Raw genomic sequence first — 19,790 nt, 5'->3', positions numbered from 1 at the left:
TTTTGTTGCGCCCGAGATTATTTTAAATGGGAAGCAACTTTATCCAATTACCACCTGGAGAGGTACCGAAGCGGTCATAACGGGGCGGTCTTGAAAACCGTTAGAGTGCAAGCTCACATGGGTTCGAATCCCATCCTCTCCGCCATATTATAAATGAACCAAGCCATTCGATACGATAGCTGATACATTGGCCTTTACGCGCTGATGATTAGAGATCGTAAAGAATGGCTTTTTTGTTGTATAAAAAGCCTGTTTTTTTCACACGTTATCAGATGTGGAGGTGCTGGCATGAATCGAGAAATGACAGTAGATCAGCAAAAGCTAGTAGAAGCCTGGCAGGAACAACTGGCGAGACTTTTGAATTCAGGGGATAAATCACACGTACAAGCAGATGAAGCAGACAACCGCACTATACGCATCCATATCGAGGTAGAGGGCAGACAAATGTACTCCTTTGATTTTGCATGTACTTATGTAGATTCTCGGGAAGTGAAGGTTAGCTTGGTCGATGTAGAACGGGACGGACAGTCTGTGGATGAACGAACAGATATCATTCAACAGCTGGTGTCCGACTATACTCGGCATATTCATCAGTGTGCTCAGACGTTACAGTCATTGACACATTCGTAGTCATGAAGGTATGAGGGGGGAAGCTACATGACAAAAGCCAAAAACGGACTGGATAAAAACCTGTCTAACATTGTGGATGACTTGGAGCAGCGTCCGGTTAACAGTCATCAGGCACAACAAGTACAGCAGGACCGTAATGACCGCCGTCATCAGGATGCACTTAACCATGATAAAACGGAAGACCTGCACCATCTATAGTCCTATTTTAAATGGTAATAAACGGATTTTGCCGATGTATCAAAATATAGTCTGAGAACGGAGGATGCATAAATGAGCAAGCCTAAAGCCATTCCTGTTCCCGAGGCACAGGACGCCGGTGGAGGAAATGAAAAGCGTGAGCGCAATCATCAGCAGGAGCCATTGTCTGGTTCCAAAAAGGTGAAGCAGCGGAATCACGTAGACCACCACAACAGAGAAGGATCATAAGCAGTTAGACTTTTTGCCTAAAAATTATGGTAAAGTACAGGACACCCTGGTTAAAGAGCCGGGGTGTCTTTGTGCTTATTGTAAGAAAATTTTCCAATAAGTGTTTCATTGCCTGTGAGTATGCGGTAAAATAGGGGGGTGTGTATTTTTTTGTTAGCATTATAAAAAGGGGTTAATTATGAGAGGAGAGAATCTACACAATGAGTAAAAAGTTATCCGTCTTGGTACTCACTATGGTGTTGCTTTTGACGGTAGCCCTAGTAGGTTGTAGCAAGAAGTTAGAACCGAAGGAAGCTGTTACGAACGGTACCGCTAATGCAATGAAACTGACTTCTTATGAATCCAAAAGCCAATTCACGGTTAAGGATTTGACGATTACGTCTGCTTCCGTCCCAAGCGAGCAAAGTGCAATGGTGACGAGCATGCTGAAAAATGCGGACATTACGCTGGATGGTGTATACCAAAAAGAACCTTTACAATCTGAAATGACGCTGGGCATTCATTTGAAAGGTGACCTTTCCACCAGCTTCACGATTCCAATGGTTATGACCAAGGATAAATTGTACGTTAAAATTCCGAACATTCCATTTTACCCGCTTCCACAGGAAGTTGTAGGCAAATTCCTGATTATTGATCCGCAGGAGCTGGCTAAACAGTCCGGACAAGAATTTAACCCTGCATCAATGGATCAGGAAAAATCGCAGAAATTTGCGAATGAAGTAATTGCTGCTATTTTGGGTGAGTATGATCAAGCTACGTACTTCTTTGATATTGATCCTAAGGATGCTAAATTGCCACAAGGCATTAAAGCTAAACAAGTAGTACAATTTAAAGTGACAAATGACAACGTGAAGCCAGCTGTCGATACTTTTGTTACTAAGGCAATCCCTAAAGCGATTGATGTGATGTCAAAAGATGAGTACATCAGCTTGTTCCAATTGAAAAAAGAAGATCTCACCGCAGCAAAACTTGCGGTGGAAACCAACACCAGCGATTTCAGAAAAAAGCTGGATGAGTTGAAAAACTATTTGACGGTGAAACAGTTCGACATTAACACAGCCTTGAACAAGGATGATATTCCTGTGTATCAAGATCTGAATGCGAACGTAGAAATGAATGATCCGACCACAAAAGATAACGTAAAATTGTCTGTAACTGGCTACACGCAATACAGCAAAATCAATGAAAAAGCAACATTTAAAGTGGGTATTCCAACAGGGGACCAAGTCCTGACGATCGAACAATTTCAACAAAAAATGCAAACTGTTGCTCCTTAAATAAAGGAAAGACGCGATTGTAAAGGCATTATCCATAATATGATGTAATGCGAGAAAAACCGCTTGGCTTAGAGCCAGGCGGTTTTTTTGTCATATATGGCTCTGAGCAGATGGTGTACCTGTCCAGGTCTGCCACACGTGATCCTCGGCTAAAAGCCCGAACATCCGATGATCCTGCCATGTCCCTTGAATTTGTACCAGCTTGCGGGCAATACCTTCAGGCTGAAAGCCGCACTTTTGCAGTACACGCTGTGAGCGCTCATTATGCAGCAGGGTTCCGGCTTGTAGACGGTGAAGCGATAGGGCGCGGAAGGCAAATTGTATGGCCAGCTTCAAAGCTGCGGTCATATGCCCTTTGCCTTGTTCATGCTGATCCATCATGTAGCCGATATCGGCGAATTGTCCCATGCCGCGCACAAGATTAGAAATGGAGACATAGCCGATCAGACGCTCGTCCTCCAAGAGAAAGATACCGAACGAATATCCCCGATCCTCCTCTGCTTGACTTAATTTCTGACGGATATACTCCTCCTGTTCTTCCAGCGTGAAAAATGAATCGCCGTGAAGTGGCTCGTACGGCGCATGGGACTCCCTATTTGTAAGCCTGAGGGCAAGTAGAGCTTCACTATCCGCCAGGCTAAATGGCCGTAACAAGATACCTTGAGGCGTATTATACAAGCTCATAGGCATGGGCTGATCTCCTTCCATGGGAAATTAGCAATGAGACGTCAATAACGGCTGCATTACGGTTGTGTATAAGTAAGCGATCCTAACTACCCATCCTCAGGATGAAGATGGTGGGGAAGACAACTTGGCAGCGGTCCTTTTTTGCCGGAGCTGACGGAAAAAATCTGTCAGCAGCGAGGCGCATTCCTCTTGAAGAACGCCGCTGATCACCTCAGTGCAATGATTGAATCGAGGCTCCTGTAGTAAATTCATCAGCGTACCCGCACAGCCTGCCTTCGGATCGGTGGTGCCATAGATCAAATAGGGAACCCGTGATTGTACAATCGCTCCGGCGCACATGGGACACGGCTCCAGAGTGACATACAGCCTGCAATCCAGCAGGCGCCAGGCTCCCAGATGCTCGCTGGCCTGACGAATGGCGACCATTTCGGCATGTGCTGTCGGGTCAGCGTCCGTCTCGCGCAAGTTGTAGCCGCGTCCTATGATTTCATTATCTTTTACGATGACAGCTCCGATGGGCACTTCACCCAACGCTTCTGCCTTAAACGCTTCTTGAATAGCTTCTTTCATCCAATAAGCGTGATCTATTGTGGTCACTGGTAAAAATGCCCCTTTCAAATGCGAATTATCCAACGAACAAATATTCCGTTGTTAACATGATGTGAATAATTTTGTGGATAACACGACACTTGTCCACAGGTTTATCCACAGTTTATAATAAAAGCTGTGTATTTGTGGACGACTTGTGGATGATTATCTTATTATATTGTAGGCAAACGTTCGCATATTGACAACTGTATACAAGCTGTGTGTATTTATGTTTATCCGGGAAATGTAAATGCTGGTATCACAGGCGCTATTACGGTATCATTGAATTAGCAATTGCCAGTAATCGCCAGCATACGGCAAGAGGTGAGAAATCAGTGTGTCGATAAAAATCAAAATTACGATCATTTTGTCGGGGTCCGTTCTGTTTATCCTTTTGTTAAATATTGCACTCAACTATTACACGACCCACGAAAATTTAAGAAGTGACAGCGAAACGAAAATGGTTCTGACGGCCAAGATTATTGGAGGAGCCATTGAACAAACTCAGCAAAGCTGGGTGGCCGTCGACAAGCAGCTTGGATATAAGTTGTGGCTATCTGCCATGCTGGCTGCCAGCCAGCTTGATCCTGATATCGATCATGTTACGCAGGAACAACTCGAACAGCTGACCAAGCGCAGCGGGGATATTGATATTTCCCTGATGGTGCGTGATGGGAAGGGGTACAAAGTTGCCAAATCGTCCAATCCGAAAGAGATCTTGTCGGGCGATCCATTGACAGGCTATTGGAAAAATGCAGTTGATCAATTATATGAGCATGGACAGGCTGGAATGGTACATGGTCAAAATCTGGATCATTTTTGGACTGGAGCATTTGACTATACAGGCTCAGATGCCACCCATATTAACAAATGGGGATTTTATTATGACCAAAAGCGTAACTACATGATCCGAATCTCCTTTCAGGACAGTGAAGTGCAAAATTTTATACCGATCCTCAACCCCGATGAAATCGTAAAGCAAACCCAACAAGTGGATTACCGCATCATGGAGATAACGGGAATTAACCCTACAACCTTCGGTGGCTCTACGATGGACAACCATGGAAACGACCGAAAATATTATTACATGTACAATAAACCTATCCGATTCGGCACTTATCAACTAGCGAGGGTACAGGAGGATCGTTTGGCTGTTTCCAAGGCCATGTTCTCCGGGGAGAGTATTGTACAAGATTGCTATATTAAAGGCGAACGGGTCCTCGTCAGTTACATACCATTTTATCCGGCTAACCGTGACGCCTATGTCATTCGTATTGTTATGAATTATGATACGATCTCTTCCGTTATTTATAAGCAATTAATCAGTCTGATTGCCATCTCTATTGTCTTACTGGAGGTTGTGATCATTGGCAGCTATGTGCTAGCAAGTTTGTTTGTCCGCCCAATTCAGTCGATATTGGGAAAAGTGAACGAGATGGCTGACGGCCATTTTGACACACGACTACAGATTAAGGGTGGTCATGAGCTTGCTCAGCTTGGTGAACGCATCAATGCGATGGCCTACAATCTCGGGATGTATACACGGAGACTCGAACAGATGTATGAGGAGAACCGTTCTGTAAAAGAACATCTGGAGTCTGTTATTAATCAGACCGCTGATGCGATTCATGTGACCGATCAGGATGAGCGTATCATCCGGGTCAATCATGCTTTTGAAGCCCTGTACGGCTGGACCAAAAAAGAGTTGGTCGGACGTAAACTCCAGTTCGTACCGCCACAGCAAGAGGAAGAGTACGAATTTCAGAAGGAAAGATTGCTTCAGGGAGAGAGTATGGTATCTATTGAGTCCATTCGAATGCGCAAGGATGGAAGTACGGTAGAGATTAGTATGAGCATGTCGCCCATTCTGGATGAAGAAGGCGAGATCCTGGGATTCATCAGCGTCTCGCGCGACATTACAGGCCGCAACCGGATGGAGGAATTGCTGCGCAGATCGGAGAAACTGACGACGGTAGGGCAACTGGCGGCAGGAGTTGCGCACGAAATTCGTAATCCGCTGACCACGCTGCGCGGATTCCTCCAGTTACAGCAGCAAAATAAAGTGCTGAATCTGAAGCATAATGATATTATGCTGTCCGAGCTGGATCGTATTAATCTGATCGTCAGCGAATTTTTAATATTGGCAAAGCCGCAGGCTGTACATTTTCAGAAAAAAGATGTGCGTTATATTGTAAGTGACGTCATTTCCTTGCTTGATAGTCAGGCGCATCTGCTAGGCATTGTGTTCAATCTACAGGTAACGGAGGAGCCTGCCCTCGTATACGCCGAAGAAAATCAGTTAAAACAGGTATTCATTAATTTGCTTAAAAATAGTATGGAGGCCATGAGCAAGGGTGGTACGATAACGATTCATTTGTTCTTGGAGGGAGAAAGCGTTAAAATCTTCATACGGGACCAAGGGACGGGTATTCCGGCAGAAATGCTGTCCAAGCTGGGGGAACCTTTTTTCACAAACAAGGAAACAGGTACAGGACTCGGACTTATGGTCAGCCAGCGTATTATACAGAGTCATAAAGGCACACTGGATATTGATAGCATAGAGGGAGAAGGAACAACAGCCCTTGTGCAGCTTCCAACTGCCGAGCCTGAGCCATTGGATGGGCAGCAGAAGGAAGCGTGACAGTAGAAATGGAGGGTACACAGGTTGCGCATTAACAAGTTTATCAGCGAAACCGGTTTTTGCTCGCGCCGGGAGGCGGACAAGCTGGTAGAGAGCGGCCGCGTGACGATTAACGGCGAGGTGGCGGTGCTGGGCAGTCAGGCGGAGGAGGGCGACGACGTCCGTGTGAACGGCAAGCCACTCCGTGAAAAGTCCGGTCACGTATATATTGCATTGAACAAGCCGGTGGGGATTACAAGCACGACAGAAAGCCACATTCGAGGGAATGTTGTCGACTTTGTGGGGCATCCGCAACGGATTTTTCCCATCGGACGTCTGGATAAAGATTCGGAAGGCCTCATTTTACTTACGAATGATGGAGACATTGTGAATAAGATTTTACGGGCGGAAGGCAAGCATGAGAAGGAGTATATCGTAACGGTGGATCGACCCGTCACACCATCTTTCGTGCAGGGGATGTCCACAGGTGTAAAAATACTCGGTCAGCTGACGCTCCCCTGCGAAGTGACGCGTGTATCTGAGTACGTATTCCGCATCATCTTGACGGAAGGGAAAAACCGTCAGATCCGGCGCATGTGTGCTGCCTTTGGCTATGAAGTGAAGAAGCTGCAACGTCTGCGGATTATGAATATTCGTTTGGGGTCGCTTCAGAGAGGCGCCTGGCGTGACCTGACAGAGACGGAGAAGCAGGAACTAGGTGAGATGCTGAATTATACACTCAGCTAAGCCTGAGGGCTTCTCATGGCTGTTAGATGGCAGAGCAATGGATAGGACAAGAGGCAGAGTGGAATAGCACAATGAAAAGGCACCAGCTGCATAAAAAATGCGGCGGTGCCTTTGTCTATATAACATATACATAATCAACCTTCATTCGAGCTTGAGGTAGGACTGATAACTTGTGTGCCGTTCTGATATTTACGTAGTACGGAAATTTCGACACGGCGGTTTTTGGAGCGTCCTTGACCATCCTGATTGCTTGCTAGTGGACGATACTCACCATAACCGATGGATACAAATTTGGTTGGATCAAGCTGCGGATTGAGCAGCAAAATGCGCAGGAAATTCAGAGATCTTTTGGCACTCAAATCAAAGTTGGACGGAAACTGACTATTGGAAATCGGCACATTATCTGTATGGCCTGATACGATGACATCATATCCGGGAAATTGCTGGAGCATGCTGGAGATGGACTTGGCCAGCTTTCGTGCTTCCGGTTTTACCTCAGCCTGACCCGATGAAAACAAGGCGTTATCGCTAATGGTGATCATGAGCTGGGATTGGTTCAGCTTCGTATTGAGCAGCGGAGTCAGACCATTATTTTCAATATACTGATCCATCTGCTTTTTGAGCTTTTTCAAATCTTCTTCTTCCCGCTGGGCGAGTTGCTTTTGCAGTTCAGCCGTAGAAGTGGCTTTAGACTTTATAGGTTGTGTTACCTGTTCTTTATTTTTGCCCATATCTGCGGATTGTGACGATGGATTGGCGGCAGAGTGATCCAGTATGCCAGTGCCGCCACTAAAAGCCGCACTCATGGATTGAGCCATAGTTTCAAATTTTTTGGCGTCGATCGCACTCATCCCGAATAAGACGATGAAAAGAGCTAGCAGAAGGGTCATCAAGTCGGAATATGGCAACAGCCAGCTTTCGTCGGCATGCTCCTCGTGCGGTTCATGTCTTTTTTTACTCACCGGAATCCCCATCCTTCTTGGTCAGGGTAGCCCGTTCGGTTGGAGTCAGGAATATCGTCAGCTTCTGGCTGATCGCAATGGTGGATATACCTGATTGAATTGAGAGCAGGCCTTCGACCATCATCAATTTAAGCTCCACTTCTTTTTTGGATAACCGTTTCAGCTTATTGGACATTGGATGCCACAGGACATAACCTGTAAAAATACCAAGCAACGTCGCAATAAAGGCTGCCGCGATGGCATGAGACAGCTTGGCCATGTCACTAAGATCGGCCAGAGCGGCAATCAGACCTACGACGGCACCGAGTACCCCAAGCGTTGGAGCGTACATACCAGCCTGAGAGAAAATCAGCGCGCCGGAGCGGTGTCGATCTTCAGTAGCATTAATGTCCTCCATCAGAACGTCACGTACGAATTCCTGATCATTACCATCAATAATCATACGCATACCGCCACGCATAAAGGGATCGTCGATCTCCTCTACCTTGGATTCCAGCGCTAACAGGCCTTCGCGACGGGTAATGGATGCCCATTCGGTAAATGTGCCGATGAGCTCTTTACGGTCCAAAAGCTTTTGTTCCGTGAAAATAACCTTGAACAGCTTCGGAATCCGTTTGATTTCTTCCATCGGAAAGGCCATAAAAATACTTGCTGCTGTTCCGACAAAAATAATCATGTAAGCAGCGGGATTGTTGACCAAGTTGATCACTGGCGCGCCTTTGAGAATCATCCCGACGACCAATGACATAATCCCGAGTACAAGTCCGATAATGGTTGAAATTTGCATGATACACCTCATCCATGAGAATAGATTTTGAATCCTTTCATGCCGCCGGGGTCGTCCTTGCCCCAGGCACGTCATTACAAGACGGATTATAGTATTTATCGACAAAACTCTCTTTTTTGTTAAGTACGAATTTCCGGTATAATAAGGTGATTATCTAATGAATGGTGGAAGAATTGGAGGAAATGGCATGGGAGTGAAGCACGGACGGGAGTATGAACAAATTTTGAACGATTTGACAGAGGCTGTGGGACACATTCCGGATAGCTATGAATTTTTCGAAATGGAAGCAGAAGATTGGGACAGGCTGGACCCGGCAGGGCGTCAGGAAGTCAGTGAAGCGCTGGCTGAAGACCTGTTTTATGCGCTGGGTACAGAGCCCGTTATCGCTGTGGGCAGCGGCGTTGTCATCTATGAACCGGAGCAGCACCGTATCTATGTGCTCATTGGGGATGAGGAGCTAACGTCGGTACCTTTGATTTGAACAGGTCCGTCTTATGGATTTATCAACGGGGCCGTGGTAATATGGACACCACTATATCGTAGTTTTGGTCGCATTCAAGCGGCTGAAAGGCTTCCGTATAAACGGGGAGGAGTCGTAACATGCCTTTTACACAAGAAGAGATTGAAGCACATCTGGAGAAGTTGGAGGGCTGGGAACTGGAGGAAGGACGCTGGATTGTCCGCAAATATAATTTTTCCAGTTTTATGAAAGGGATTGCATTCGTGGATGAAGTTGCTGCTATATCGGAAGCATTTAATCATCATCCATTTATTACGATTGATTATAAGACCGTGACCCTGCGCTTAACCTCCTGGGATGACGGTGGCATTATGGCCGTAGATATTAAGGAAGCCCAACAATATAATGAAGCTTTTGAGAAAATGCGTAGCAGTCATTGAGCTGATCATGGTCTGCCATATGATAAAAGCGCCTTCGATATACAACAATGCCGTTGTATGCCGAAGGCGCTTTTATCATTGAACACGAGGCTGGGGGTCAGGATGATATACCATACAATGAAACGGCTTTTTGCCATCAGGGGTCTGACGTTCATAGGTATCCGTAATCTCAAATCCGGCTGCCTTGTAAGCCCGAATGGCGCGCCCATTCCAGGTCAGTACCTCCAGATCAATTTCATTCTCCGGGTTGCGTCGTCTGGCTTCCTCAGCAATGGCACGGACAAAATCGGTGCCTCTGCCATGTCCACATAATTGGGGGTGCATTCCCAGACCCAGCCGGGTCACTCCAATCATCGGGAAATATTGAGCAAATCCGGTTAGCGTGTTCTCGTCATCCAGCACAGCAACATATTGCTCTTGGCGAAGCGTGGGGCTTCCAAATTCGACTTCAAGTGCCTTCATTTGTTCCCAAGGTAGCCAGCCGTATATGTTGTAGGGTGGATCATAGCGCCACTCACATATCGCAGCCGCCTGCTGCTCGTCCATCGGTACGATCCGGTAGTTAGATATTGAGGCCGGCATGTCTTCCCATCCTCCTTTTACAAGTACTTAAACCATTAACAACAGATTGTAGACAAGTTGCAGGGGATTGGCAAGCGGTGTTTATTTCGTACCCAAGTCGGGTATACATTCAATAAGAAGGCTTTACTGCTCATATGCTCCCCCAGCCGTGACGGTAAAACCGACGATGTTCGCAAAATCTGAAACCTTTTGAGGTGTCAGTTCGTCAGTAACGATAACGTTTCTGATGTTGTGGACATAAAAAACCGCAATTCGATTCCGGCCAGAATCAAATTGCGGCTCAGGGTTAGCTTGCTGTTCGTTAGTTATTCTACGTTGTCGTCATCAGGAGTTTCAGAAGCTACAGCGTGGTAAGCGTCTGTGCTCATAATTCTTTTTGCACCGACATAGCGGTTAGCGTAATAGTTTTCGTTCAGTGAGCTAACAACTACACCACGTGAAGATGAGGAGTGGGCAAATTTCCCTTCACCTACGAAGATACCTACATGGGAAATGCCTCTTCCTGTGGTGTTGAAGAACACCAAGTCACCAGGTCTCATTTCGTCGCGGGATACGGAAGATCCCATTTTGAATTGTGATCCGGATTGATGGGGCAGATTAATTCCCAGTTTGTGATATACATACATTGTGAAGCCGGAGCAATCGAACCCGTCGAGTGTAGTGCCTCCGCTTCTGTAGTTCGTTCCTTTGGCATCTTGGATGACCTGGTCCATCTTAGAGTCTGCAAATGCACTTCCTCCACCGAATGTAAAAGATGTAAAGGCAATGGCGAGACCCATGGCTGCGATCGTTAGCTTCTTCTTCAAAAAAAATATACCCCTTCCAATGCCTGCGAGGTTAGCTTAAGGATTCGGTAGAAGGTTCCCCTATGACCACTCTGTTGCGAGATCAATTCACCCAAACTGGTTCCCCCGCTTCCCAGGTGCCAGGAATTAGGCTTAACTTAAGATGTGCACCTTGGAGAGCAGTATTCACGATAACGATGTTTTTAAGGTAAAGGTTACAATAAAGATTACAAAGTTGTTACTATCAGTTCACTGCGATTATTGTAACAAAGTCGGCTGGCTTTGGCAAATGTTTCATCGCAAAAAGTTACAAAAAAATCTGCTCCCTTTATCGCGGGAACAGATTTTGTTAAGAGTATTCAGTTATGTGCCGTTTGCCTGGATATGAATGGAGATGGATAGTTGACTTTGGACAGCCAGAAATTGTTCGGGAGGAACGGAGTGAAGGTTCAACCTCTGCCGGAGATATCGGTATGCCATAGTCGGTACTGTGAACTGATGTGCCATAGCCTGACCAGACTGGTAACAAAATGATACGTTTGCTGGAGAATGAGTGCCAGCATACCAGTCCAAATTATCGCCATCGTGCCGAATAGACCAAGGACGAGCAGTACACCTGCACCGAGCAGAAGCGAAATACCGATAGCCGGGAGGATTTGCCGAAAGAAGGCAAGCAGCGACGATAGTATGGCGTGACCACCTACGGTGCCTAGCTGCATGTACAGGATGCACTGGCGGATGAACCAGCCATAAGCAATCCAACCGATGGCATAGGGCAGCACATGTAGGAGATAGGCGGGAGATTGCAGCGCCCCTGCCACGATAGGGTAGAGCTTAGGAGCCATCCAGAAAGCAGGGAGCAGCAGGAGTCCAAGCTCGATGACGTAATAGATCAGCGATGACAAGCCATGACGTTTCATTCCGCGGAAAAAGGACAGACTCTGTGGCTCGGTCGCATGGGTGTGCAGACTTTGGTATATTCCCGCCCGGATGAAGGGGGTAATCAGTGTACGCAGCACCGTTGCCCCCAGTAGTATCCACAGATACATATGAACCTCTCGGTTGTCCGTCAGGGCAATCTGGCTCTCCATCCAAAACAACGTCTGTCCCAGTTCATTTTGACCCTGATCGGGGTAGCGCAGCAGCAGGGGAGTAACGGCGGATTGTACCAGCCGATAGAGAAAAACGCCCCATAGCAGTCGATACAGAAATAGAATGATGACAATATAAAATTGTATGCGCACAAGCGCCCAGCCTTCTTTTATAACAGTACGCATCTATAGACACCTCACCATGACAGACTTCCAAGCAGTGTCTCCAGCAGCTTGGTAACACTTATGCTCCAACGGGTCTGGGTTTTTTCGTTCAGTTCGGCCTTCAGGCTGTTGTTGATATGCTTGTTCTCCAGCGCAATCGTGTACAGCGGATCAACAATCACATGGGAGACCGGAGATGCACTTTTTAGTCGATAGGTGGTGCTTTTGCCCGTTCCGTCCCATGCCTTGAATATCGTTGTGCCGTCCTTGAAGGTAAATTGAACAGGGACCTTGGGATAATCCGCCCCTTTTTTGCTGAGTGTAATGGTTGCTTCGTATCCGTTGGCCAGCTTGCGGTTCGTAATGCGATCCACTGAAAAATCCGCCATCTGGCCGTCGTATACATATTGTTCAAAATAGTGGCTCCACGAACGTCCGGTGACTCTTTCGACGATACGCTGAAAATTCTGCGAGGATGGATGCTTGAATCGGTAGGTCTGGACGTAGGTACGCATAATGCGATCCATTTTTTTCGCGCCGACCTGTCGTTCAATGCCACGCAGCACCAGCTTGCCCCGAGAATAGGCATTTTGTGCATATTTAGCAGCCGAGCCGTACTTCCAAGACTCACGGTTTAACGGCTGAGGGGATGATACCTGTCCAGACTGTAACGGAAAGTTAGGGATGAGCCCATATTCCTGCTCCATGAGTCGTTCCTCTGCATAAGAGGTAAAGCCTTCATCCAGCCATGGTTCCTCGAATTCGTTGTTTGCCACCATTCCATAGAAATATTGATGCCCAATCTCATGAACGACCGTCCGCTCCAGACTATAGCCGGGATTCGGATTATCCGCCGCTGCAGCCGTAATGAGTGTGGGATACTCCATGCCACCCGCGCCGCTGCCTGCTTTGGGTGGTACAACGATGGACAGGGTCGAGTATGGATAAGGCCCGTACCACTTGCTGTAATAGGAAAGGGCGGCCTTGGCTGCGCTCATATAGCGTCCCTTGAGCTCCTTGTGCGATGGGTCGAGATACAGCTTGATTTTGACACCCGGCACCTCGGCAGAAGAAAATGGCTCTTCTGCGGCTACAAAATTCGGTGAAGCGGCCCATGCAAAGTCGTGCACGTCATCGGCATAGAATTGATATATTTTTTGTCCATTTTGCCGGACGGCTCCACGGGTGGGAAATCCGGTTGCAGCCACGATGTGTGTTTCAGGCACTCTAATCCGCACACTGTAAATTCCGAAATCTGCGTAAAACTCGGAGTTTCCATGATACTGATGCAGATTCCAGCCTTCCTCGGCGCGTCCGCGCTGTCCTGCGGTTTCGTAGACGCTGAGTTTGGGAAACCACTGACCTGCCATGACAAAATCATCTGTTGCGCCCATACGTGCGAAGATGGCGGGTAGCTTTACCTCAAACTTCATATATAATGTAATGCTTTCACCGCCTCGGACCGGCTTGGGGAGACGTACCTTCATGAGCGAGCGGTCGTTCACGTTACCGTCATCCGGCTGTACGTATTGAGTCCGGTGCAGGAGGGATAAACCGTCTTCCGTTTTAAGTTCAGTTAGTGTCATGGAGCCAAAGCCGTTCTTGGGCATGGTGTCGCCGCGCAGCTTGCCCCCGGATTCCTTCATGAAGGTGGTTTCCATGGAAGAGAAGGCATTGGGGTACAGGTGCAGATACAGATCATTCACGGTTTTGGTGCCCGGATGCTTCCATGTAAGCGTCTCGGTGCCCCGCAAAACCTGTCCTTCTTCCAGGGACACGTCAATGTGGTATTCCACCGCACGCTTGCTGAGAATTTCCGAAGCGAGCTGTGGAGGACTTTGGGGCACGTCAGGCAGGATGTTTGCCCCCAGGGGCTTGCCCATGTTTGGCGCAAGCGCAGACTCCGACTGGGAATCGTACGACGGTTTGCCCAAGGATTGCGGATCGGACTTAGATTCAGGCTGCCAGGCAAACCATAACGTCCCTGCGAGGAGACCGAGGGCTAGTGTAGACAATAAAACGATTTTGGTGCGTGCTGGGGTCATACAATGGATACCTCCCGTTGACAAGCATCTACAGCATGTATATGTTTGCTTTCGGGAGATTATTAGTTAAAATATTTATAGTGTAGAATGAATGTCAAGACGGAAAATGGAGGCCTAGTGACGCATGAGCGAAAATCAGCCGGACGGCAAAAAACAGATTGCACTGAACATTGTCAGTGGCAAGAGTAAACATAAGGGCTTCGGCGCAGGTTCAATCGACCTGAACAGCATGTCCCCGGTCATCATTGACCACGGCGAGGCAAAAATTGATGTCGGTGCCATGCATGCTAAAAGTAAAGTAGAACGTGGAATCAAGTTCTCTACGAATAAAGAGGATGTACCGAACGGACGCCAGGTATGGCTGGTATGGGTAGCCGTGGATCGCACGCCCGAAGGACGTATGTACGGCGGCGCGACTGCCTGTGAGATGCTGATTGACAACAAAGCCAAACGCGGCTGGAAAATCCTCGCCGATCACGTCAACCGTATGGATTACGCGCTCAAGCGTCGTTTCATGCTGGAGGATCTCGGCAGTGAGGACAAAGCAGCACTCAAAAGCCTGCTGATTTCCCATAACGAGGAATGGTGGGACGCTTCGCCTGAGAAATTGAAGCAGGCGCTGGAAGGGTAATAGTGAATATAGCGTAGTTAATATAAAAAAAGCAGCAGCTTTGTTGAGGCCACTGAAAAACTGTTGATTTCCGAAAATACAAAGATTCTAGGGGTACAAATATGTCTCCCTGAACGCGAAACGAGCCTTAGAAGCGATTCTAGAGGCTCGTTTTTCTTTGGATATTCTCTTACTCTCAACAATGGGGACTTTTTCAGTGGCCTCGCTTTGTTGGCTGCTTTTTTTATTGGGAATAGATGAGAGCTTGTGTATCTTGAAAACACCTTAATTGGGAGTTGGATGTACGTCTTTTATAATTAAGATAAAATGAAATAAATGTTGTTAATAAAAAGTTATTTGAAATTAGAACGAAATAAATGGTATATATAAGGTTAGCTAATACACATAAAAAATAAGTTTTCAAGGAGGATTTTTTATGAATACAAGAGCTTTTGAAAAAGGTGAGAAAAGAAAATTACTTACTTTAAAGGAGGACCATTTCAATGATTTAAAGAGCTCTAGAATAAAACCATCTAATTTACAAGAAGCCTTTGTTTCTTTTGCAAATACAGATGGAGGTGACTTGTATATTGGTATAGAAGATATGAAGGTAGAAGGAGAAAGAGTTGTTGGCTTTGAAAAGCAGGAAGATGCTAATGATATTATCCATACTTTGTTAGAAGAAACAAATCCTTCTGTGGAGAATGTTTTAATGGAATTTATAGATTTTGATTCTGAAGGTCTAGTATTACATATTTCAATCCCAAAGAGTCCTAAAGTACATTACACAGCTCAAGGTAAATGCTTTATTCGTGTCAATGCCAGAAAAAAGGAGATAAAAGGGGAGCGAATTACATCCCTTAGTTATACTAAGGGTGCTTTTTCTTATGAGAAGCAACCAATTGATTATATTGAGGTCGAGGATATTGAAGATAGTTCTTACCTCATTGACTATATGTCCAGAATAGATTCAGGTTTGCCTCGCAAATCATTTCTTAGAAAGCAGAGGCTTCTTTCTAAAAAAGAGGATAAGTTTTATCCAAATGCAGGCGGTGTTTTACTATTTGATGAAGAGCCTCAAGCTACCCTTGATAATAGATGTGCAATAAAAGTGTACAGACTTAGAACTTCGGGAGCAGAGTACAGAAGGGAGCAACTGGATGGAAGGCCAGAAACAATTAAAGGCCCCTTAGAGCAGCAGGTTTATGAGGCTTTAGAAAGAATTGGTGAAATTTTAACTGATTCTAGTTACTATGTTGCTGGTAAGCTTGAAAAACTTGTATACCCAACAGAGGCTATTAAAGAAATAGTAGTTAATGCTGTAATTCATAGAGATTACAGCTTAAATGATGATATACACATTAGAATTTATGACAACAGAATTGAAATTCAAAGTCCGGGTAAATTACCGGGATTTATGACAGTCGATAATATCTATGATGAAAGATATTCTAGAAATCCAAACGTGGTAAGAATGTTGCATAATTTGCCCGATCCTTTAAATCATGATATAGGTGAAGGACTGGATACTGCTAGGAATGAACTGAGAAAAATTGGATTAGTCGCTCCTGAATTTAAAGAATTAGACAATGCCTTATTAGTGACAATTAAACATCAAAAATTGGCTACACTTGAAGACATTATTGTTGACTACCTGAAAGGTAATCCTGGTGTATTTATTACTATATAAACCGCAATTAAGAAACCAACAGCATCACACCCATCGCCTAATCGGGTAATGAATAGAAAGATCAAACCCAAGGTGGCGATAAAAATGAAGAGCGAAGAAATCGAGCAACTGAATAAAGCCATGAAAGAAACAGCCGATAAACGACTTTACGAAAGATACCTGGCCGTTCGTCTTCGTCTGGAAGGACACACGTTTTCGGAGATCGGTGATCTACTCGGTCGCATGCGTCAAACCGTCAGTATCTATTGGCAGAGCTACCAAGAGCAGGGCCTTACCGGACTGGAAATAGGACACTCCCCTGGACAACCGCCTAAGCTTACGGAAGAGCAACGCATCCAATTAGCCGCTATGCTGGAGCAGCAACAGCCAGCCGATGTAGGCTTTGAAGCTCGCTATACCTGGACCCTACCGCTCGTAGCGGAATGGATCAAGCAAAAGTTTGGCGTTACGATGAGTGTGCGCGGAATCAGCGCCATGCTTAGACGCATGAACTTCAGCTTCACTAAAGCAACCTATACACTGGCCAAAGCTGATGAGGAGACCCAAGCGGTTTTCCGTAAGCACACCTTCGCCCAGCTTAAAAAGCAGGTGGAAGCCGAAGAAATCGATCATCTGCTGTTTGAAGACGAATCGATGATTCGTTCCTATCAGGCGCTGCAATATAACTGGTTTCCGCGCGGCAAGCAGCGTAAAGTACCAACGTATGGGAAGCATGAAGGAGCCAAGTTATTCGCCGCGATTAACTATGAAACCGGACAGGTGCATCACCGTGAAGAAGAAAAGGCCGATGTGGACGCTTTTATTCGCTTCCTCCAGGATCTTCTGTCGGCGTACCCTAATGGAACAATGGCTATCATTCTGGACAACAGCCGGATTCATCATGCCACCGGGTTACAACCTTTTCTGAAAGAACATCCGCGCCTTCATTTGGTCTTTCTACCGCCCTATAGTCCCAACCTGAATCCGGTCGAGGGACTATGGCTGTGGCTTAAATCCGACGTAGTCAATAACGTCTTTTTTGAAAAGTTCTACAAGATTAAGCTTCATGTCGGCCAGTTTATGAAGCGAATCAATAAGCGGCCGTTGGAAACGATTGATCGCCTGTTGGTCAGGTTATAATCTTAATTGCGGTTTATATAATAAAGATGTTCGCAAAATTAGTGGTGAAGAAGATGTAAATAAAGTTAAAAAGGCATTCCAAAAGTTAAGGAAACAAAACATAATTGAGCCTGAGGATGAAAAGGCCAGAACTTTTGATTTTAAATATAAACTAATAGAGCAATAATTTTATTTACTAACACTCTAGGTCGAGAGATGTTTTACTTAACCTACCAAAACTAGTGACCCGTCCTCAGTTAATTCCTATCTGCGGTCGGGTCGCTATTTGAATGTAAGGATATGCCTGTAAAATAAGATAAGTAATAAGATTCTATATTTGCGATATAAAACAAGTTGTATTCAAATAGTAAAAGAAGCCGTGCGCTAACACGACTTCGATGTATACCCAACTGATTATATAAAAGGCGCAATCCTAATTTAAATTGTGATTTACTTCATCAAGGAGTTGGAGAGCATCTTTAAAACCTTGTAAGTATATGCTATTCTCAAGAATGGCTTGTAATGAAATTTGTGTATCTTCATAAAGAAATATGATGTGCTGCAAATTGTCGGGCACGGACTCACGAATTTGTTTGAAGTATTGGTCACATGAAGTAGATAAATCTATGTAGTCTGTTTTTGATTCTAGAAGATTGGCGTATAATAATTCTAACCGTGTGCGGATAAGCGGTTCAATTAAAACGTCTAAAGAATAGAGCATAATGTACATAACTCCTTTGAATTAACTTTATAGAGTTATTATAAAACCCTTTAAAGGAATTGTAAAGTTGTTTTTTAACTCTTGAAGGTTAGTGAATGATTTTTTAAAACCATCTTATATAAATTGAATATAGTAAATATGGGAGGGGAGATAAAGTGCTAAAGTGTAATATCAGAACGCTTATGGCGGAGCATCGGATTGATGATATCACTGAGTTGATGAGTCTATCCGGTTTGAGTCGTAATTCGATCAATAAGCTATACCGCGAAACAAATATAGAGACAACCAAGCTGGAAACCTTATTCAAGCTTTGTGATGCATTTGATTGCAAGCTTTCGGATTTAATAGAATATGTACCTGACAAATAAAGATAAGCGTAAGGGCGACAAAATTGGTGAGAAAAACTGTATTGACGTTTTAAAATGAGCTATACAGAGGTAAGAGATAGTAAAGGAGTCGTGCGTCTACACGACTCCAGTGTAAAGCCACTGCTTAAAGAGCAGTCGGCAGTAGCTTGTAAAAATGGACCGTTTCCTTGTTGGGGACGGTCCATTTTTTTCGCGTAGGTGGGTAAATACTAGAATGATCATGTTAATCAAAAGCTAGGATTTAGATACTTCAGCTATGCGCTGATTACAATTATCTTCGTAAAGCCCTCCGTGAAAACAAATCACTTTTTTAATATCGTATGTTAACAAATTTCTAAGAGATTCTTTCGCCATATTGAAATCACAGCAGTATTGTGGGTCTGGAGCCAGTAACTCGCCGCTTACTACGCGCAGAGCATCTCCTGCAATCAGGATTTGGCTTGGCTTATGGTAAAAACTTAGGTGTCCCGGTGTATGACCAGGAGTATCTATAGCCACGATCCCTCCACAGAAGGGCAATTCCTCTCCAGCAACGATGATGGAATTGACTACAGCTCTTGGGGGATTTTCAAGCGTACGCTGAAATGCATTTTTCCACTCTAACGGAACAGATTCAGGCATAGAGTTTACAGCTTGAGCTATCGCCTCGGGCGTCAGTTTTATAAGTTGCTTTTCACCCTGTATGTAGGGCTTTTCAATAGAGCCGGCAAGCACTTGAATTGCGGATGAGCAAGCTTGTATCACATCTGGTAAGCTGCCGATATGATCAAGATCTTGATGTGTAATTAATATCAAGGTAAGTTTATCGATTGTAAATCCGATTTTTAAAATAGCCTCTTGTAAAAGTGGCAGTTGCCCGGGGTAAGCTGTGTCTACTAGAATGACGTTATCTGTGTCCCAAATCAAAGTGGGGTAAATGCTCTCCGTCTTTCCCATAATAGTAGAAGAAAGCTGAAGCATGTGTATTCCCTTGTCCAAATGCATCGAATCCCTCCAGAAAGAGTTGATGTA

At 45.3% G+C, this 19,790-nt stretch carries 22 protein-coding genes, 1 tRNA gene and 1 riboswitch; of the genes, 13 read left to right on the top strand and 10 right to left on the bottom strand.

The window, feature by feature from the left end; all coding sequences use genetic code 11:
- Nucleotides 1–56 precede the first annotated feature (56 nt).
- The 5 genes from ACQ4MX_RS14450 (at nucleotide 57) to ACQ4MX_RS14430 (ending at nucleotide 2,333) form a co-directional block, all read left to right on the top strand.
- Nucleotides 57–145 (top strand) — tRNA-Ser (locus tag ACQ4MX_RS14450).
- 143 nt (nucleotides 146–288) lie between these two features.
- On the top strand, nucleotides 289–630 hold the full coding sequence (locus ACQ4MX_RS14445) for a hypothetical protein (protein ID WP_149096306.1): 342 nt from the start codon (nucleotides 289–291) through the stop codon (nucleotides 628–630).
- 27 nt (nucleotides 631–657) lie between these two features.
- Nucleotides 658–828, top strand: a complete 171-nt coding sequence (locus ACQ4MX_RS14440) for a hypothetical protein (protein WP_187644973.1) — start codon at nucleotides 658–660, stop codon at nucleotides 826–828.
- Between the two features lie 72 nt (nucleotides 829–900).
- On the top strand, nucleotides 901–1,056 hold the full coding sequence (locus ACQ4MX_RS14435) for a small acid-soluble spore protein P (protein ID WP_134911701.1): 156 nt from the start codon (nucleotides 901–903) through the stop codon (nucleotides 1,054–1,056).
- Between the two features lie 200 nt (nucleotides 1,057–1,256).
- Nucleotides 1,257–2,333 (top strand): hypothetical protein, encoded by a 1,077-nt coding sequence (locus tag ACQ4MX_RS14430; protein ID WP_431085596.1) that lies wholly within the window; start codon nucleotides 1,257–1,259, stop codon nucleotides 2,331–2,333.
- A gap of 90 nt (nucleotides 2,334–2,423) precedes the next feature.
- Here the strand turns inward: ACQ4MX_RS14430 and ACQ4MX_RS14425 are convergent, their stop codons facing one another.
- Entirely contained in the window at nucleotides 2,424–3,023 is a 600-nt protein-coding gene (locus tag ACQ4MX_RS14425) for a GNAT family N-acetyltransferase (RefSeq protein ID WP_431085595.1), read from the bottom strand.
- A 93-nt stretch (nucleotides 3,024–3,116) separates the two neighbouring features.
- A complete protein-coding gene (tadA, locus tag ACQ4MX_RS14420; RefSeq protein ID WP_431085594.1) occupies nucleotides 3,117–3,617 on the bottom strand; it encodes a tRNA adenosine(34) deaminase TadA in 501 nt (166 codons plus the stop codon).
- A gap of 328 nt (nucleotides 3,618–3,945) precedes the next feature.
- Here tadA and ACQ4MX_RS14415 point away from each other — a divergent pair, with 328 nt between their 5' ends.
- On the top strand, nucleotides 3,946–6,249 hold the full coding sequence (locus ACQ4MX_RS14415; RefSeq protein ID WP_431085593.1) for a PAS domain S-box protein: 2,304 nt from the start codon (nucleotides 3,946–3,948) through the stop codon (nucleotides 6,247–6,249).
- Between the two features lie 24 nt (nucleotides 6,250–6,273).
- On the top strand, nucleotides 6,274–6,975 hold the full coding sequence (gene rluF, locus ACQ4MX_RS14410; RefSeq protein WP_149096309.1) for a 23S rRNA pseudouridine(2604) synthase RluF: 702 nt from the start codon (nucleotides 6,274–6,276) through the stop codon (nucleotides 6,973–6,975).
- Nucleotides 6,976–7,109: 134 nt separating this feature from the next.
- Here the strand turns inward: rluF and motB are convergent, their stop codons facing one another.
- Nucleotides 7,110–7,937: a flagellar motor protein MotB gene (gene motB / locus ACQ4MX_RS14405; protein WP_044646837.1), complete on the bottom strand. Its 828-nt coding sequence runs from the start codon at nucleotides 7,935–7,937 to the stop codon at nucleotides 7,110–7,112.
- Nucleotides 7,930–8,724 (bottom strand): flagellar motor stator protein MotA, encoded by a 795-nt coding sequence (motA, locus tag ACQ4MX_RS14400; RefSeq protein WP_431085592.1) that lies wholly within the window; start codon nucleotides 8,722–8,724, stop codon nucleotides 7,930–7,932. The genes motB and motA overlap by 8 nt, the downstream gene beginning before the upstream one ends.
- Nucleotides 8,725–8,911: 187 nt before the next feature.
- On the opposite strand from motA, the gene ACQ4MX_RS14395 reads away from it, so the two are divergent.
- Both ACQ4MX_RS14395 and ACQ4MX_RS14390 read left to right on the top strand, forming a co-directional pair.
- The gene (locus ACQ4MX_RS14395; RefSeq protein ID WP_431091339.1) at nucleotides 8,912–9,205 is read left to right on the top strand and encodes a hypothetical protein; all 294 of its coding nucleotides are present in this window, start codon (nucleotides 8,912–8,914) and stop codon (nucleotides 9,203–9,205) included.
- A 119-nt stretch (nucleotides 9,206–9,324) separates the two neighbouring features.
- Entirely contained in the window at nucleotides 9,325–9,624 is a 300-nt protein-coding gene (locus tag ACQ4MX_RS14390) for a 4a-hydroxytetrahydrobiopterin dehydratase (protein WP_007428083.1), read from the top strand.
- Between the two features lie 75 nt (nucleotides 9,625–9,699).
- Here the strand turns inward: ACQ4MX_RS14390 and ACQ4MX_RS14385 are convergent, their stop codons facing one another.
- From ACQ4MX_RS14385 to ACQ4MX_RS14370, 4 genes are all read right to left on the bottom strand, one after another.
- Entirely contained in the window at nucleotides 9,700–10,206 is a 507-nt protein-coding gene (locus tag ACQ4MX_RS14385) for a GNAT family N-acetyltransferase (protein WP_431085591.1), read from the bottom strand.
- 305 nt (nucleotides 10,207–10,511) lie between these two features.
- Nucleotides 10,512–11,012 carry a C40 family peptidase gene (locus tag ACQ4MX_RS14380; protein WP_431085590.1) on the bottom strand — a complete coding sequence of 167 codons (501 nt, stop codon included), beginning with the start codon at nucleotides 11,010–11,012 and terminating at the stop codon, nucleotides 10,512–10,514.
- Nucleotides 11,013–11,017: 5 nt separating this feature from the next.
- A riboswitch (cyclic di-AMP (ydaO/yuaA leader) is annotated at nucleotides 11,018–11,155 on the bottom strand.
- 285 nt (nucleotides 11,156–11,440) lie between these two features.
- Entirely contained in the window at nucleotides 11,441–12,268 is an 828-nt protein-coding gene (locus tag ACQ4MX_RS14375; RefSeq protein ID WP_431085589.1) for a hypothetical protein, read from the bottom strand.
- A gap of 11 nt (nucleotides 12,269–12,279) precedes the next feature.
- Nucleotides 12,280–14,292 carry a M1 family metallopeptidase gene (locus ACQ4MX_RS14370; protein ID WP_431085588.1) on the bottom strand — a complete coding sequence of 671 codons (2,013 nt, stop codon included), beginning with the start codon at nucleotides 14,290–14,292 and terminating at the stop codon, nucleotides 12,280–12,282.
- Between the two features lie 124 nt (nucleotides 14,293–14,416).
- Here ACQ4MX_RS14370 and ACQ4MX_RS14365 point away from each other — a divergent pair, with 124 nt between their 5' ends.
- The 3 genes from ACQ4MX_RS14365 to ACQ4MX_RS14355 all read left to right on the top strand — a co-directional run bounded on the left by ACQ4MX_RS14365 (nucleotide 14,417) and on the right by ACQ4MX_RS14355 (nucleotide 17,711).
- Nucleotides 14,417–14,923: a YwhD family protein gene (locus ACQ4MX_RS14365; protein WP_431085587.1), complete on the top strand. Its 507-nt coding sequence runs from the start codon at nucleotides 14,417–14,419 to the stop codon at nucleotides 14,921–14,923.
- Between the two features lie 415 nt (nucleotides 14,924–15,338).
- A complete protein-coding gene (locus tag ACQ4MX_RS14360; RefSeq protein WP_431085586.1) occupies nucleotides 15,339–16,592 on the top strand; it encodes an RNA-binding domain-containing protein in 1,254 nt (417 codons plus the stop codon).
- 84 nt (nucleotides 16,593–16,676) lie between these two features.
- Nucleotides 16,677–17,711: an IS630 family transposase gene (locus ACQ4MX_RS14355; RefSeq protein WP_431085585.1), complete on the top strand. Its 1,035-nt coding sequence runs from the start codon at nucleotides 16,677–16,679 to the stop codon at nucleotides 17,709–17,711.
- Nucleotides 17,712–18,123: 412 nt separating this feature from the next.
- On the opposite strand, the gene ACQ4MX_RS14350 is transcribed toward ACQ4MX_RS14355, so the two are convergent.
- Nucleotides 18,124–18,411 carry a hypothetical protein gene (locus tag ACQ4MX_RS14350; protein WP_431085584.1) on the bottom strand — a complete coding sequence of 96 codons (288 nt, stop codon included), beginning with the start codon at nucleotides 18,409–18,411 and terminating at the stop codon, nucleotides 18,124–18,126.
- A 155-nt stretch (nucleotides 18,412–18,566) separates the two neighbouring features.
- Between ACQ4MX_RS14350 and ACQ4MX_RS14345 the strand changes: the two genes are divergently transcribed.
- Nucleotides 18,567–18,779: a helix-turn-helix domain-containing protein gene (locus tag ACQ4MX_RS14345; protein ID WP_431085583.1), complete on the top strand. Its 213-nt coding sequence runs from the start codon at nucleotides 18,567–18,569 to the stop codon at nucleotides 18,777–18,779.
- Between the two features lie 234 nt (nucleotides 18,780–19,013).
- Here ACQ4MX_RS14345 and ACQ4MX_RS14340 read toward each other — a convergent pair whose 3' ends face one another.
- Nucleotides 19,014–19,763 (bottom strand): MBL fold metallo-hydrolase, encoded by a 750-nt coding sequence (locus tag ACQ4MX_RS14340; RefSeq protein ID WP_431085582.1) that lies wholly within the window; start codon nucleotides 19,761–19,763, stop codon nucleotides 19,014–19,016.
- Nucleotides 19,764–19,790 lie beyond the last annotated feature (27 nt).

Origin of the sequence: Paenibacillus sp. 8b26 (assembly GCF_050626875.1) — a bacterium.
Lineage (GTDB): Bacteria > Bacillota > Bacilli > Paenibacillales > Paenibacillaceae > Paenibacillus.
This window is presented reverse-complemented; position numbering and strand designations above follow the sequence as displayed.